This is a genomic window from Peribacillus sp. TH14 (assembly GCF_016651145.1).
Lineage (GTDB): Bacteria > Bacillota > Bacilli > Bacillales > DSM-1321 > Peribacillus > Peribacillus butanolivorans.
Map to the genome: position 1 here is coordinate 3,101,516 of NZ_JAEKEK010000001.1, position 15,248 is coordinate 3,116,763.

Annotated in this window: 14 protein-coding genes and 1 pseudogene; 10 read left to right on the plus strand and 5 right to left on the minus strand. The window is 37.8% G+C overall.

The features are described from left to right. Positions 1–17: 17 nt before the first annotated feature. The 5 genes from JFU50_RS15070 (at position 18) to JFU50_RS15090 (ending at position 4,929) form a co-directional block, all read left to right on the plus strand. Positions 18–335 (plus strand): protealysin inhibitor emfourin, encoded by a 318-nt coding sequence (locus tag JFU50_RS15070; protein ID WP_201186581.1) that lies wholly within the window; start codon positions 18–20, stop codon positions 333–335. 682 nt (positions 336–1,017) lie between these two features. Then, positions 1,018–1,629: a hypothetical protein gene (locus JFU50_RS15075; protein ID WP_201223149.1), complete on the plus strand. Its 612-nt coding sequence runs from the start codon at positions 1,018–1,020 to the stop codon at positions 1,627–1,629. A 308-nt stretch (positions 1,630–1,937) separates the two neighbouring features. Next, entirely contained in the window at positions 1,938–2,129 is a 192-nt protein-coding gene (locus JFU50_RS15080; RefSeq protein WP_201223151.1) for a hypothetical protein, read from the plus strand. A gap of 417 nt (positions 2,130–2,546) precedes the next feature. Continuing rightward, positions 2,547–3,431: a phosphatidylinositol-specific phospholipase C/glycerophosphodiester phosphodiesterase family protein gene (locus tag JFU50_RS15085; protein WP_201223153.1), complete on the plus strand. Its 885-nt coding sequence runs from the start codon at positions 2,547–2,549 to the stop codon at positions 3,429–3,431. Positions 3,432–4,362: 931 nt separating this feature from the next. Further along, the gene (locus tag JFU50_RS15090) at positions 4,363–4,929 is read left to right on the plus strand and encodes a competence protein ComK (RefSeq protein WP_057219804.1); all 567 of its coding nucleotides are present in this window, start codon (positions 4,363–4,365) and stop codon (positions 4,927–4,929) included. A gap of 113 nt (positions 4,930–5,042) precedes the next feature. Here the strand turns inward: JFU50_RS15090 and JFU50_RS15095 are convergent, their stop codons facing one another. Beyond that, positions 5,043–5,945 (minus strand): LysR family transcriptional regulator, encoded by a 903-nt coding sequence (locus tag JFU50_RS15095; RefSeq protein ID WP_201223156.1) that lies wholly within the window; start codon positions 5,943–5,945, stop codon positions 5,043–5,045. Positions 5,946–6,374: 429 nt separating this feature from the next. Between JFU50_RS15095 and JFU50_RS15100 the strand changes: the two genes are divergently transcribed. From JFU50_RS15100 to JFU50_RS15120, 5 genes and pseudogenes are all read left to right on the plus strand, one after another. After that, positions 6,375–7,688: a GntP family permease gene (locus JFU50_RS15100; protein ID WP_201223157.1), complete on the plus strand. Its 1,314-nt coding sequence runs from the start codon at positions 6,375–6,377 to the stop codon at positions 7,686–7,688. Between the two features lie 110 nt (positions 7,689–7,798). Further along, on the plus strand, positions 7,799–8,230 hold the full coding sequence (locus JFU50_RS15105; protein WP_053347593.1) for a lipocalin-like domain-containing protein: 432 nt from the start codon (positions 7,799–7,801) through the stop codon (positions 8,228–8,230). Between the two features lie 38 nt (positions 8,231–8,268). Continuing rightward, the gene (locus JFU50_RS15110) at positions 8,269–9,024 is read left to right on the plus strand and encodes a 3-hydroxybutyrate dehydrogenase (protein ID WP_201223158.1); all 756 of its coding nucleotides are present in this window, start codon (positions 8,269–8,271) and stop codon (positions 9,022–9,024) included. A gap of 782 nt (positions 9,025–9,806) precedes the next feature. Further along, positions 9,807–11,384: a malate:quinone oxidoreductase gene (locus JFU50_RS15115; protein WP_342366350.1), complete on the plus strand. Its 1,578-nt coding sequence runs from the start codon at positions 9,807–9,809 to the stop codon at positions 11,382–11,384. An 874-nt stretch (positions 11,385–12,258) separates the two neighbouring features. Further along, positions 12,259–13,474 (plus strand): annotated as a pseudogene (locus tag JFU50_RS15120) (IS110 family transposase). 157 nt (positions 13,475–13,631) lie between these two features. Here the strand turns inward: JFU50_RS15120 and JFU50_RS15125 are convergent. From JFU50_RS15125 to JFU50_RS15135, 4 genes are all read right to left on the minus strand, one after another. Further along, a complete protein-coding gene (locus JFU50_RS15125) occupies positions 13,632–13,970 on the minus strand; it encodes a GrpB family protein (protein WP_274608348.1) in 339 nt (112 codons plus the stop codon). After that, entirely contained in the window at positions 13,963–14,130 is a 168-nt protein-coding gene (locus tag JFU50_RS31455) for a GrpB family protein (protein WP_274608349.1), read from the minus strand. Before JFU50_RS31455 ends, JFU50_RS15125 begins: the two co-directional genes overlap by 8 nt. A 287-nt stretch (positions 14,131–14,417) precedes the next feature. Continuing rightward, positions 14,418–14,606, minus strand: coding sequence for a bacteriocin-like WGxF protein (locus JFU50_RS15130; RefSeq protein WP_201223160.1), 189 nt, complete (start codon positions 14,604–14,606; stop codon positions 14,418–14,420). Beyond that, complete coding sequence (locus JFU50_RS15135) at positions 14,603–15,247, minus strand: ATP-binding cassette domain-containing protein (RefSeq protein ID WP_201223161.1); 645 nt, start codon at positions 15,245–15,247, stop codon at positions 14,603–14,605. The genes JFU50_RS15130 and JFU50_RS15135 overlap by 4 nt, the downstream gene beginning before the upstream one ends. Between the last annotated feature and the right edge of the window lies 1 nt (position 15,248).

The following is a 15,248-nucleotide window of genomic DNA, read 5'->3' on the forward strand; positions in this document are numbered from 1 at the left end:
AGGAGGCTTCATTCAACATGCATATCCAATTTAGCTGCATAGGGGGATTTGCCAACCTCGACTTGAATTTTCAGATAGATACAAATGAATTGCCGCAGGAGAAAAATGAAGAATTAAAGAATTTAATGAAGACAGCTGATCTTTCTAATCCTCATCTAAGTAAAATGGTCGGAGCTAAATCTCAAGGAGCGGACGCGTTTTCATATCAGCTGGATATAGTAAATGAAAAAAAGAAACAGTCCTTCTCATTTACTGACACAACAGCTCCAGAGGAAGTACGGCCCTTATTAGATTATTTACGCAATTTAGCCATTGAAATAAAAATGGCAGAATAACAACAAAGGATAACCTTAATCAAATTTTGGAGTTAATAATTTAACAGCAATCCTTCTGTGCTGGTGGCGGCAGGAGAGGACATCCATTAAAGGTCCGGGCGGTTATCGTTGGAACTACGGTTCTAGGGTGCTGCGGCAGGTTTTAATGTACAGGGGCGATATTGTACGAGCTGCAGTCGGTCGAAAGATCGGAAGTTCAGAAGGGCATATCATACGGATACCAAACGATGCGACGTAAGGAATGCGACTTTGCTTCTTATATGCCTCAGACTATCCGTTTGACGTGTGTAAGGGGCAAAGTCTGCTCTCAGCCGTTTCCAATCCTTCGGCTCAGTAAGTCAAAGAGCGTAAGGGCGGTCAAGCAAAATAGCGATTATTTAGTAAAAAAATAGACGATAACTACATAAAGCTTACTTGTTAAGGGTGGGGAAACACAGTCTCGGCCTGAGTAAGGAAAGCAAGCGATAGCGCGGTAGGATCCAGCGCAAATATATGATATAGATACGTCACTCAATCCGGGTGGCGTTTTCTCGTAGGTTGGCCGCCATTGTGATTGTTAAAGAGAACTTTTTTTAAAACAATTACCTGAATAGTAAAATTATAACTTTAAGCATATTAAGCTGATAATTTCCTAATCTATGCTACGCTGTGTTTTACATTTAATTGGAAAGGGAGAAAGTAAATGAAAAAAAAGTTTAAAACTGGATTGTTATCTTTAGTAGCTTTGATGTTAGTTTTTTTATCTGTAGGGCCCTCAGTGAGTGCAGAATCAATGTCTACGAAAGAAAGTGAAGAAGTAGCTAAGTTGGAGAAAGATCTTAAATTTCTAATGGAGGAAGCTGCTATCTATGATTCGGAAAATAATGTAGTAGGCTTTCATTTTGATAAATTAGAAGCTAAATTTGGTGAAATAGACGAACTTAAAATTCTCCAACAAGAGATTGAGTCTTCAAGTTGTGAGCTTGCAGAAACTGCAGTGATTAATCCTATACAGCCATTAGCTGCTAAGAAGAGTTGGAAAAGTTGTATGGTAGCTTCTTTAAAAGACCATTTTGGAGTAGCACTTATTGAAGTAGCTATGACTGGATGCTTATGGGCTTATTTACAGAAAAAGGCGTATAAAGAAGCAGCCAAACTATTAATTAAAATTGGTATAGGTGGAAATGCAATTGGTTTAGCTGCTACTCTTACTTGGTATGGAACTAGATGTCTAGAGGGTGTAGGCCCTTGGGCTATTAATACGGTTGAAATGAATGATTCTATTTTAAATAAAGAATTTTATAGTATAGTTTGAACATAAGGTATTATAGGTCTGAAAAGGGTGATTACAATGGCAAAGGAAATCTTATACTTTTTGGGGTATTATCTATTAATCCCAATAATTTTTATGATTAGCATTTTTTTATGGAGATTTGTTATTCAAGGTAATGATCTATGGTTGGTTTTAACAGATTCTTTATCGATTTTAGGGTTATATTATTTATTTACGAGCATTTTATTTAGCTTTTTTATTAAACGATTTAAAGAAAAGAATGAAGCTTTTTACAAATGACCGAATTTCAAATTTCTTTTAGACTCCCGTTTTAAGGGGGTCTTTTTTGTGTGGGTAAGAGCCCGGAGGTCATATTTTCATCCATTGTCTATTCGAAGTTGTTGTTCATGACTGAAGAAGAGCGAGATCAATGGCTCAAGGAGCAACGTACTGCAGGTAATCCCGACCTATTGAGGTTAGACAGACTAGTCAATGAACTTTATCGAGAGTTTTATACGGGTGAGGAAGACTCGAAAAAATAGGTGTCTTTTCGGGTGCATTACGAAAGTGGACCGGGCCTTAAAGCGCCAAGGTATACAGAGTTTATTCGTAATTCTGGTTCATCTTAATCAGTATAAAGAACTAACAGATTGCGCCCTTTCAGGTCGCCAACCTTCTTGTCGAAAAGTAATAATAATAAATACAAGAACGCCGAAAAAGGGAATTGAGGGCCGGACGTAGTGGAATGAAGGATCGCAGGTGGATTGAGGAAAGGTTTACCTAGATTACCCTTTTAAAACAAGCGTAACTGAGTATTTCAGTTACGCTTGTTTTTGTGTAAAAGAACTATTTCATGTAAACACTTTTTTCAAATTCCGTTAAGGTTCTGTAAATACCATTGTTTTATTAGAATAAAAAGCTACGATAGAGGTGAAATAATAAAGAGGAGGAAAATGAATATGAATATGAATAAATGGTGGCTAACGATGTCTTTAGCTGTTGCTGTTGCTATGCCCTTTTCATCAACAAATGCTTCCGCTGAACAGGTTAAGAAGGAACCTAAAGTTATAGTGCCGCTTGCAAAAGCGCATGCACACAATGATTATGAGCATGCACGTCCTCTCTATGATGCACTGGATCATGGGTTCACAAGTGTAGAAGCGGACGTCTGGCTAAAAGACGGTGAATTACTAGTAGCCCATGATGAAATCAATGTTAAACCAGAGCGGACACTTAAGTCCCTTTATTTAGATCCATTAAAAGAAAAAGTGAAGCAAAACAGAGGCTCTGTTTACAAAAATCGTGACCAGGATTTCTTACTGTGGATCGATATTAAATCCGAGGACAAAGCTACATATGAAGAAATTGATAAACAACTTGTAGAATACAAGAAAATGGTTACAAAATTTTCAAAATCAAAGGTAAACCAAGGTGCTGTTACCGTCATTATTTCTGGAAACCGACCGCGTGAGCTAATGGAAAACCAAAAGGTACGTTATGCCACATTCGATGGCCGAATGAGTGACCTGGGATCTGATGCACCTAATGAATTCATACCTGTAATCAGTGACAACTGGACAAAGTATTTTACATGGCAGGGTGTTGGTAAGATGCCTCAAGCTGAACGAGAAAAGCTGGATCACATTGTCAAAACGGCGCATGCTAACGGTCAAATGGTTCGTTTCTGGGCAACTCCAGACGCAGCGTTACCAAGCCGTGAAGCTGTATGGGATGAGATGCTAAAAGCAGGAGTAGACCTTGTAAACACAGATGACCTTCCAGCCTTACAACAATACCTGCTTGAAAATGATCCACACCCTACGAAACAGCATATTAAGTGGTAGCCAATTCATATTATTTATTAATAAACCAGACGATCCCTATCCTAGTGAAGCGGGTTATCTGGTTTATTTTTGACGCCAACTAAGCCATATTTCTTTGAAGTAAAACATATATCAAAAAGATTGAATGAGATTCTAAGAGTGGCAAAAAGATAATAGAAACCAAAAAAGTCTATCAAAAATAGGCTTTTTTGCGTTCCTTCATATGTTCACCGAATGTTCACCGAAATTGCATCTCTACTCACTTTTCGCTTTGCTTTTGCTTATTATTTCTATAAATAGACACAAATTAACCACTATATGTTGAAACTGACTAACAGTTTCCATGAGGAAATCAATCATTATAACTTTCTAATAGGATTTTATAAAGAGTAACCCAATTAAACTTGAAATTTAGTCAGAAAGATAATGAAAATTGAAAGAGATTCAAACGAGAGCAGTTTTACAAAAATTGCGAAAAATAGGATAATGGTCGCGTAGGTGATGTGAAATGCATATCAAGAAATGAAAGTTACAACTTCAGGGAAGAGTTTTATCCTATTTGGGAAGAAAATATTAATCTCGCAAGTCCAAATCTCAACATTAGAATCTCCTTTGCTCATACGATTATCTACTCCACAAACATCATGAAATCCCCTCTGAAAAGCAATCAACCAACTTTTGCTATTAGAAAGGACCTGTTCTTGGAAACAAGATGATTCCTTTTTATCAAACATCTACGGCCCTACAAAGGGCGTCCACTATTATTTCATTTAACCTAAGATGTCTTTACACTTCTTTTAGGAGGTGAGGAAAATGTGAATTAAAAATAGAAAAACCCTTAGGTGGAGAAAGTCCGGGAAGACAGTCACCTAAGGGCTCATGAGCAGGAGTATACCTGACTCTATGTTCAGTATACCCTTATTAATGAAATATTAAATAGGAGGCGACTTACATGATGATACGAAATAGTTATCTAATGAATAGGGAAACGGTTGGAATGCTGGTTGAGTACGATTCAAAGGGAGTGGAGATGACAAGGGTGATAGAAGGAAAGAACACGTTTTTCGTAATCAAAACTCCACTTGAAATTTTGAATGACACACTGAACTATTTTGGATCTGATCTTAATGGTGCCCTTATCGGAGCAAAATCTGTGCTCGGCGGTAAATACAAACTGCCCATCTGTATTAACGCCCAGCTTGGAATGGCTTGGTTCTCATGTAGCTCCTTTCGAAAAGGCGGCGGGATCTGGCTTTCTTATATTCATATTAATCACTTTGAAAAAATCAGCGACAAAGAAACTATGGTTCATACCAACTTTGGTCACAGCTTACCTGTTTCGATGAGTACAAATCAACTCGAATTCAAAAGAGACCAAGCAGCCTATCTGCACACAACCTTCTATGAACGCTCTACGTTGAAAAAGACCTTTTATTACGAACCGGGAAGTGGAATAACATTCTGTAAAGAACCTGGAGAGATAAATTACAAGGTGAAGGAGAATGAAAAAGAAGAATGATTAACCAAGAAATCGCTAAGGAAGAGACTACCAATTTGGTGGTCTCTTCCTTGTGTAAAGCGATAAAAATACTATTGTCTGTTGGAAATAATGGGTATTAAGTTTTCCAAAAATCACTTGGTTTTTCTCTTGCTGGCTTCTAGCTTGGTTTTAATAAAATCGATCCAAGTTCTAGTAGCGTAGGAGATATAGCTGTCTTTTTTCCAAGCGATACCGATTTGCCAATTTATATGGGGGATAAGTGGAATGACTTTGATCTTTCCTTCGCTTACATCAATTTCTTTTAGGTCACTTTGAGGGAGGATTGTTATTCCTTGATTAAAGGAGACCATTTCCATAATGAATTTCCACTGTGATGTTTCGCAAATAACGTTTGGTTCAAAGCCGTTTAGCTTGCATGCTTGCATGATTAATTCATGAACTTGGTAGCCTTCCCGAAAGATTATGAAGCTTTCTTCCCTTAAATTATCCCAGGATACCGTCTCTTGATTGGCAAGTCGATGGTTCTGATGAACAACAAGACGTAAATCACCCTTCATAAACGGAATGCTATCAAACCCATCATCAATGGGTAAGGGCATTACTACTAAATCTAGTTCGCCATTAAGTAATGTATTTTTTAAATGAAGGGCACCATCCTCAACGAATCGGACAGTGATAAGAGGATATTCTATGTGGAATAGAGCCATGAGTTCAGAGAAAATGTCTGTTCCAAGTGTTGAAAAAATGCCCATTTTTATATTTCCCTTTTTACTATTCTTAATATCATCTAATTCGTCATAAAAATGCTCGATGGATTGGGAAATGCGTTGCCCGTAATGATAGAGTAATTTTCCTGTATCGGTCAGTTCAATCTTCCTTGTGGTTCTAGTTAACAACTTAGCATCCAGTTCTTTTTCTAAATCTTTAATGGTTTTACTGATGTTTGGTTGTGATAGAAATAAATGTTCAGCAGCTTTAGAGAAGCTTCCTTGGTTAACGACTTCGGTAAAATACTGTATTTGTTTAAAATCCATACAATCACGCCCTTATTTATTACTAAAATTTATAGAATATATCATTATTATATATTTCACTTATAATTTTTAAAATATTATATTTGAATAGTAGTTGTTGCTTAAAACAATTCGTAACTCATTTAATTTAGGGGGATGGGGATACAGGAACGTAACAAATGCTTATGTCCAGTGGGAAATGAAAGGGGTATGGTTCATGAAACAACTGAAAACGGTGGTGCTGCACGCACTTGTTAAGGGGAAATTTTAATCTTCGTCTGTTTAACAAAATAATGAAGTAGTGATCCAAAGAAAACCAAATGAAAATTTTCATTGGTGTTTTTTTATGAATGATACTTCTTACTGAGTTGAAACGGTTAAGCTATAGCAATATACACTACATGCGAATTTATCTTACAAAATAAAGATAGAGACAGGAGAAAACACATTATGGGTACAATCGGTATTTTAATTGCGATTGCTCTAATCGTCATTCTAGCAATGAAGGGTTTTAGCATCGTATTTATTGCCCCACTTGCCTCAATTGTTGTCATTGTGACGAATGGCATGAATTTCTTTCCTTCTTTAATTGGAAATGAAACATCATTTATGACAGGGCTAACGGGCTTTTTAATAAATTTCTTTGGCGTATTTTTATTAGGTGCAATTTTAGCACAGTATATAGAGAAAAGTGGCGCAGCACAGGCAATCGCAGAGAAGGTACTATCCATCACAGGTACAGAAAAACCCTTTTCCGTATTAATTGCCATTTATGCGATCAGCGCAATTTTAACTTTCGGTGGCATTAGTTTATTTGTCGTTTTATTTGTGGTGGTTCCATTAGCGAAACCTTTATTTAAGCAATTAAATATCGGATGGAATTTAGTCGTTATTCCCGTATTTATGGGGATTGGGACATTTACGATGACGATGCTTCCTGGGACACCATCGATTCAAAACGTTGTCCCAACGACTTACTTAGGCACTACTTTAACCGCAGCTCCTTTAATGGGGATTGCCGCAACAATTGTTGCCATTGTAGTAGGGATCTTTTATTTAAGGTATGCATTGAATAAAAGCTTGGCAAATGGTGATACTTTTGCTACTTATGCACAAGAAGATAAGGGTAAAGCCATTTTAAAAGAAAAAATCCCTTCATTCTTTATAAGTATTTTACCGATTCTTATATTAATTATTATTATTTTTGCAGGGAGTGCAATGAAGGTTGCCAATATCGTATTAATTGGCTTGGCGGCAGCAATTATAGTAGCGGCTGTATTTTTCCACAAATACATTCCGTCACACAAGGCAGCACTTAGCTTAGGTGCGAATGGTTCAATCACGCCTATTTTCTTCACAGCAACAACTGTTGCGTTTGGTGTAGTGATTACCATGGCACCAGGGTTTAAAGTGATTTCAGATTTCATTTTAGGAATTCCAGGTAACCCATTAATTAGCTTAACAGTCGCTTCAGCCGCACTTGGTGCCATTACAGGTTCTTCATCAGGAGGACTAGGAATTGCGATGGAGGCATTCGCGCAGTCTTATCTAGCTATGGGCGTGAATCCAGATGCGATGCACCGTATTTCAGCGATTGCTTCATCTGTATTTACAGGCTTACCTCATGCTGGTGCTATTCTTTCATTGTTCGCATTAACAGGCTTGAATCATAAAAATGCCTTTAAATATTCTTTCTATAGCATGACATTACCAAACATAATCGGACTAATCGTCGCATTGGTGATTGGTATTATGTTCTATTAATCACAAAAATCTAGTGATAAAAAGTCTATCTACTACTAAGAAATCGAAAAACGAGTACAGGACAAGCTTACATGTAAGAAGGCTACCACATTTCAAGGAGGTGATTAAGAATGGAGAAATCAATGCGTGATCAAGTAGTTGGTACATGGTCATTGGTTTCATACGAAACGCAAGACGCTGATGGACATGTGATTTATCCTTTGGGTAAAGATGCAAAAGGTTTCATTATGTATAATCCAGATGGCTATATGTCAGCTCAACTCATGGCATCTGGGCGTCCTGCTTATCAATCTGGAGACTTGCACTCAGGGACTCTAGAAGAAATGGCTACAGCTGCGCATGGGTATTTGGCCTATTCAGGACAGTTTGAAGTAGATGAAGAAAACCATCAGTTAATACATCATATGGATGTCAGTTTGAATCCAACTTGGCTTAATCAGGCTCAGCCTCGTATCGCGAAAATTGAGGGAGACCAAGTGGTTATTTTCAATGGTCTTCATCCAGAAGACAAACTTATTTGGAAACGAGTAACTAAACATTAAAGTTAAATCGAAAATACGAACAAAGGGAGATAGGGATTATGACAAACGAACGCACAGTAATCGTAACAGGGGCAGCACAAGGGATTGGATACGCTATTGCAGAATCTTTCATCAATAATGGAGATTTTGTAGCAATCTTTGATTTAAATGAAGAAGCAGCTATAAGTGCAGCTGAAAAACTAGGCAATGCAAAAGGCTACAAAGTAAACGTAGCAGACGAACCAAACGTAAAAGCTGCTGTCGAACAAGTCATTGCTGAACGTGGTACAGTTGACGTATTAGTCAATAATGCAGGACTTCAATTCATTTCTCCAATCGAAGACTTCCCTGTAGAAAAATGGGATCTTGTAAATGATGTTATTTTAAAAGGAACATTCTTATTAACTAAACATGTACTACCAGCTATGCAAAAACAGAAAAAAGGACGTATTATCAATATTTCCTCAGCTCACGGAAGAATTCCAGATGCTTATAAATCTGCTTATTGTGCTGCTAAATTTGGCCAAGTTGGCTTTACGAAAGTAACAGCATTAGAAAACGCATTGAAAGGTATCACATGTAATACGATTGAGCCAGGCCCAGTACGTACAGAATTAATCGAAAAACAACTACCAAAACTTGCAGAACAAGATGGAACAACTGTAGAAGAGGCTCTAAACCACCACATCCTAGGTAAACAATGGATCAAACGTTTACTAGAGCCTTCAGAAATTGGTGCTACAGCTGTATTCTTAGCCTCAGACGGTGCAGGAGCCATCACAGGCGAAGAAATCGGCGTTGCAGGCGGGATTTAATTTTTCCGACTTATCCCCTATAAATATAAAGGAGCATGATTTCCGCGGAAATCATGCTTTTTGGTTATTTTACTTGTATGGGAATCTTTAAACAAATACCATCCCACTCTATGTACCGTTTCCTCACTTTACTTGCGATAACATCGTTTTATAAATTCCATCGTTCGTAAAAATATATATCGTTTCACCGCATGGCTATACGGCGGATAATTTTTTTACGATCCTCATAACATATTGAATACGACTGCCTTTTTTTAATGTTTGTCCTTTTCTGTGGAAAATGTAGCGGGCATTTCCTTTTAAAATGACGAGAGCATCATCACTAATCGCAAACTCCGAGAATGAATCTTTTTTTACTAAAAAAAGGTTAGTTAAAAAAGTTCATCTAATATAACGACAAAGTATCCAACTACGTCATAAACTGTTATATAATGTTTGAAGTGCATATTTTTGATTAAATAAAATAACTAAAACGGGGGATATTCCCAGAGTTCGAAAATCTGACGTTATTTTGAAATATCTGCAAAAGAAGGGGGAACATTTTTCATTTCTAAAATAATCCAGTACAGTGCAACTAAGAAGCGTGGAGGTTCACTGATAACGGCAAACCAAAGCCTTAACCTTTGCAAGAAGCTGGATAAAGATCTTGGTGTTATATAATAGTTGATATTTAAATCTATAAATAATAGTGATATACTATATAGGGTTAAAAATGCATACAGAAAAGGTGTGTTCCTTGGTTGCGTCTTGGCTTACCGTGACGCTTAAGCAGGAGCGTCTACATCCTTTCTGCAAATCTTTATAAGGATATGGTAAAAATGAGTAACAGACAAACTGAAACAGACGTTATCTTAATTGGTGCCGGAGTCATGAGTGCGACTTTGGGGACATTGCTAAAAGAATTAGTACCGGACTGGAAAATTACAGTGTTTGAGAAACTCGCAGACGCAGGTGAGGAAAGCTCTAACGAGTGGAATAATGCGGGAACCGGGCATTCTGCACTTTGCGAGCTTAACTATACTGTCGAAAAACCGGATGGATCCGTAGATATTAGCAAAGCTATAAAAATTAATGAACAGTTTCAGCTTTCAAGACAGTTCTGGTCTTATCTTGTAAATAGCAATCTGATAGGTAATCCGCAGGACTTTATCATGCCATTGCCTCATTTGAGTTACGTACATGGGGAAGAAAATGTAAAGTTTTTGAAAAGACGTTTTGAAGCAATGTCAAACAATCCACTGTTTGAAGGAATGGAATTTTCCGATGATCCTGAAAAACTGATGGAATGGATTCCAGTTATGTTGAAAGACCGAGCTTTAAATGAACCTATAGCAGCAACAAAAATCGATTCTGGAACAGATGTCAACTTTGGCGCCTTAACGCGTTTATTATTTGACCACTTAAAGACTAAGAATGTCGATATAAACTATAAACATAGTGTTAATAATATTAAACGTACTAGCGACGGATTGTGGGAATTGAAAGTGAAAAACCTCGATAGCGGTACTGTCGAACGCCATACTGCAAAATTCGTCTTTATCGGCGCCGGGGGAGGAAGCTTGCATTTACTGCAAAAAACTGGTATTCCTGAAGGAAAACATATTGGGGGATTCCCGGTAAGTGGAATATTCATGGTGTGTAACAATCCGGAAATTGCAGAGCAGCATCATGGAAAAGTATACGGAAAAGCTTCGGTTGGTGCTCCGCCAATGTCTGTTCCGCATCTTGACACAAGATATATCAACAACCAAAAATCGTTGCTATTTGGACCGTTTGCTGGCTTCTCGCCAAAGTTTTTAAAAAATGGCTCAATGCTCGATTTAGTAACTTCAGTAAAACCGGATAATCTCGTAACTATGTTGGCAGCAGGCGCAAAAGAGATGTCATTGACAAAATACCTGATCCAGCAACTTATGTTATCGAAAGAACAGCGCATGGAAGAATTACGTGAGTTTGTTCCGAACGCCAAAAGCGAAGATTGGGATTTAGTGGTAGCAGGCCAACGTGTGCAAGTTATCAAGGATACTGTTGAAGGCGGCAAAGGAACACTTCAATTTGGTACGGAAGTGGTTAGTGACGCTGATGGCACGATAGCTGCATTACTAGGTGCTTCTCCTGGTGCTTCTACCGCTGTTCACGTTATGCTTGAAGTAATGAGAAAATGCTTCCCGCAACATCTAAAAGAGTGGGAACCGAAATTAAAAGAAATGATACCTTCTTATGGCGTGTCACTAGTGGAAAACCCAGAGCTTTTCCACGAACTTCATACTTCAACAGCGCAAGCGCTTGGTCTAAACGAAGACTTGCCGAACCAAGTTAATTCTTTAGAAGCAGAAACAAAGTCACTTCAAAAAGCTTAAGCAACATTTTTCATCAAAGGCAATGTTTCCTTGATGAAGAGATTGAAAAGGCAATGAATGAAAAATAAAACATGGAACCTTCGATCTATTTATGGATTGAAGGTTCTTTTTTTGGAATTTGCAGTTAGAATGGGCACGGAGAACCGGATCACAAGTGATGGTAATCAAAAAATGGGGGGGTTCCACCTACCTTGATCAAAACTGGGGTAAGGGTAAAGTGATGATTTGTTAGACAGCATGAGAGAGTAGTGGAATGAATGACGCTGGATAGTCTTTTTGGGGCTCTCCATTTTTTAATCCTGGATTATTCAGTATTTTACTCACCCTGCAGAACAAACAAGCCCTCTCTAAAAAGGAGGGCTTTAGGCTGTAGACAAACTCGATAATTGATCTTCACTCCAGGCACTCGCTTTCCGCGGGTGGTCCGGGAGCCTTCTCGGCGCTGCCTGTGGGGTCTCCCTTGGACGCACTATTCCCGCAGGAGTTTCGCACCTTCCGTTCCAATCACATTTGTTTTAAAAATTGGCTCTGTTAAATTTTAATGTTGATTTTTATATAGTAATTAGGGGAACCTTCATTTGTTGTGGTTCCCCATCTTCTTAAACTAACACCCCTGTTAGCCAACCATGCAGCGCACGACCAGCGCTGCACCACAGAGAATGAAAATGGTGGAAAACCGTCCATACTGATTCTATGGCTGGGTGAGGAAGGTCGATGAACTATGGTGCCATTAGAGCCCATCCGTTAGTCTGACTCCAACGACCTCGGTGCATCACAGACTGTCGCTCCCTTACGGGAAGCACTCATGGTAGATTAATCCTATTCTGGTTTTTGCACCAGCCTCTAATTTTTTGCCATAGAAAGGATGGTTTCAATGGAAGTTATCATTGAACGAGTATGCGGAATGGATGTACATAAAGATAACATTACCCTGCATTATGACCCCCGAAGGAAAGGAGATTCAAACATTTTCTACAAAAACGGTGTTTTTAATTCAACTGATGGATTGGATTAAATCACATGGTTGCACTCATGTCGCTATGGAGAGCACAGGTGTGTTTTGGAAGCCTATCGTGAACTTAATTGAGGCTGAAGAAATGGAATTTTTAGTTGTTAACGCACAACATATGAAAGCAGTCCCTGGTCGAAAAACAGATGTCAAGGATGCTGAGTGGATCGCTCAACTTCTTCGTCATGGTTTATTGAAGGCAAGCTTTATCCCTGATCGAAATCAACGAGAATTGCGTGAGCTTGTTCGGTATCGTAGAAGTATTATTGAAGAACGAGCCAGACAGCATAATCGAATTCAAAAGGTGCTTGAAGGTGCAAATATCAAATTAGGCTCTGTCGTATCTGATATTATGGGTGTTTCATCAAAGGACATGCTTCAAGCGATCGCAAATGGTGAGGATGATCCTGAGAAACTAGCAAACCTTGCGCGACGTTCGATGAAGAAGAAAAAAGATGATTTAATCCTTGCCCTGAATGGGTATGTGAATCCTCATCAACGCATGATGCTTAAATCGATTCTAACTCATATTGATTTTCTGACTGAACAGATTGAAAACCTCGATCAAGAGGTTGCCCAAAGAGTTAGTGTGTATCAAGAAGACATAGAACGACTGGATTCAATACCTGGGATTGCCACTCGAATGGCAGAACAAATTCTAGCTGAAATCGGAACGGACGTTGAAAAACAGTTCGAAAGTGCAGCCAGATTATGTTCATGGGCCGCCCTCGTACCAGGACACAATGAAAGTGCAGGAAAAAGGAAATCAACCAGAGGCAAAAAGGGAAATAAATATTTAAAATCTGCTTTAACTGAGGCTGCTCATTCAGTTGGTGCCTCCAAAAACTATCTTGGCGCTCTATACAGACGGACAGCTGCGCGAAAAGGAAGAAAACGAGCTGGAATTGTCGTTGCCCACGCCATGTTAAGAATTTCTTATTATCTTTTAACAAGGAAAGAAATGTATGTAGACTTAGGCGAAGATTATTTTGATAAGCAAAAGCAAGCTTCCATTGTACGAAATTCGGTCCGAAGGTTAGAAAACTTAGGATATACCGTAAATATATCAGAGGCATCCTAACCACCGATTTATTAGGAGATCTAATAGGGCGCTGCTTTTTTTCAAAAAAATTGAAGCTTGCGTTTTATTTAATATGGTCTTTTTTCTGATTATTAGTGTTTAATTTTCATGGTAGTTTAAGTACAATATTTCACAAACTCTAACTTGGACTTTTTATTCATTTTTTCGCCTTGTTATCTATTGATTTTATATAATCATTTTTCCCTTCTATATACACTTCAATATTAGTAGGATATTTATCAGCTAAACTTTGCTTTAATTGACTATATTTTTGAGCTTCTTCAGGATGGGAAATAATATAATCTCTAAATGCTATATGACGGGTAATTTCCGAATTCTCTTGTTCAAAGATATGAATGTGATGAGTTTTATTGTTCCCACCTTTACTAAAGAATCGTCTATTAGGAATTCCGTTTTTACCATAAGCTATGTAGCCCAATTGTTCCATTTGATGATTAAATTTATCAACTTCACAAATATTAATAATTTCAATCATAATGTCTTACTGGTTTGGCTTTTATATTTGGTATTGCTGTACTTCCAATGTGATATACACTTAGTATTAAATTACCAAATACTCCCTTAATCTTCTCGCTTTCCACTTGAAACATTGAGAGCCATTCTTTTTTATGTGAAGATACCTCAACATTACGCATCATATTCACCTCAAAAAAATTCTATAATATTTAAAGCTTACCATATTATCATTTTTATTTTTATTCTTGTTCGACTCCCTCAGTTTAATACGAATATCTCTCGAATGCTAACCTGCCCCTTTAGTTGAGTAAGACAAGATAAAGTAATGATTACGAACAGAATCATAACAAAATAGACCAAACATATTATATATATAATATGTTTGGTCTATTTATATACATTTAAAGGTTGTTATCCTAAGATAACGCCTCCTTAGCCACTTTTTCGTTCCTGCTGCTCTTTGTTCCTACTTACGGTTTTTGATCAGCAAGCTATTTGTAATCACATTTAAAATGAAGAAAACAGCGACAAACATTCCCCAATATAAAAGTAAACTTGAGGAATTCCAAAGCATTGTTCTAAAGATGACCTTGTGCACAACCACGGTCGCAAGTATTAAAAGGCAGTTTATTAAAGTTATTCCGATGATTTTCATTTTTCTTTCTCCTCGCACATTCTTTTAATTTCAATGACTCTATCTGAATGATCTGAGATACTCTTATCGTGTGTCACACAGACAATTGTTTTTCCTACGTTCTGCAACTCTCGAAACAAGGAGAGGATTGCTTTTTTATTAGCGGTATCCAAGTTCCCGGTCGGTTCATCCGCCAATATGATTTCACACGGCTTCAACATCACCCTCGCGATGGCGATTCGTTGCTGTTCACCGCCGCTTAACTGATAAACTTTCATTTTCAGGTAACTGGAATCCAAACCGACTTGTTCCAATGTGTTGACCATTTTTTCAGTGCTAAAATCTTTATTGTAAGCCTTAGATATCAGTAAGTTTTCTTTCACCGTTTCATTATTCATTAATACGTAATTTTGAAAAATGTAGCCGATTTTGTATCTTCTCAAAAACACCGTATCTTTCTTACCTGGGTTCTTGCAGCTGTCTATCATAACCGTTCCATCATCCGGTTTATCCAATAATCCCATCAAATTCAAAACGGTTGTTTTTCCGGCGCCGCTGGGTCCCACTATTGTAACAAACTCGTTTTTATGAACCTTTAAGGTAAAATCGTTAAGGATCATTCTACCGCCAAAGTTTTTAGATACGCCCATAAGTTCAATCATA

Bases quoted from the DNA above. Each gene is read 5' to 3' on its own strand.
- JFU50_RS15085 (WP_201223153.1), top strand. From the start codon at position 2,547: ATGAATATGAATAAATGGTGGCTAACGATGTCTTTAGCTGTTGCTGTT.
- JFU50_RS15070 (WP_201186581.1), top strand. From the start codon at position 18: ATGCATATCCAATTTAGCTGCATAGGGGGATTTGCCAACCTCGACTTG.
- JFU50_RS31455 (WP_274608349.1), bottom strand. From the start codon at position 14,130: ATGCGTAATGTTGAGGTATCTTCACATAAAAAAGAATGGCTCTCAATG.
- JFU50_RS15125 (WP_274608348.1), bottom strand. From the start codon at position 13,970: ATGATTGAAATTATTAATATTTGTGAAGTTGATAAATTTAATCATCAA.
- JFU50_RS15110 (WP_201223158.1), top strand. From the start codon at position 8,269: ATGACAAACGAACGCACAGTAATCGTAACAGGGGCAGCACAAGGGATT.
- JFU50_RS15075 (WP_201223149.1), top strand. From the start codon at position 1,018: ATGAAAAAAAAGTTTAAAACTGGATTGTTATCTTTAGTAGCTTTGATG.
- JFU50_RS15090 (WP_057219804.1), top strand. From the start codon at position 4,363: ATGATGATACGAAATAGTTATCTAATGAATAGGGAAACGGTTGGAATG.
- JFU50_RS15095 (WP_201223156.1), bottom strand. From the start codon at position 5,945: ATGGATTTTAAACAAATACAGTATTTTACCGAAGTCGTTAACCAAGGA.
- JFU50_RS15130 (WP_201223160.1), bottom strand. From the start codon at position 14,606: ATGAAAATCATCGGAATAACTTTAATAAACTGCCTTTTAATACTTGCG.
- JFU50_RS15100 (WP_201223157.1), top strand. From the start codon at position 6,375: ATGGGTACAATCGGTATTTTAATTGCGATTGCTCTAATCGTCATTCTA.
- JFU50_RS15135 (WP_201223161.1), bottom strand. From the start codon at position 15,247: ATGATTGAACTTATGGGCGTATCTAAAAACTTTGGCGGTAGAATGATC.
- JFU50_RS15105 (WP_053347593.1), top strand. From the start codon at position 7,799: ATGGAGAAATCAATGCGTGATCAAGTAGTTGGTACATGGTCATTGGTT.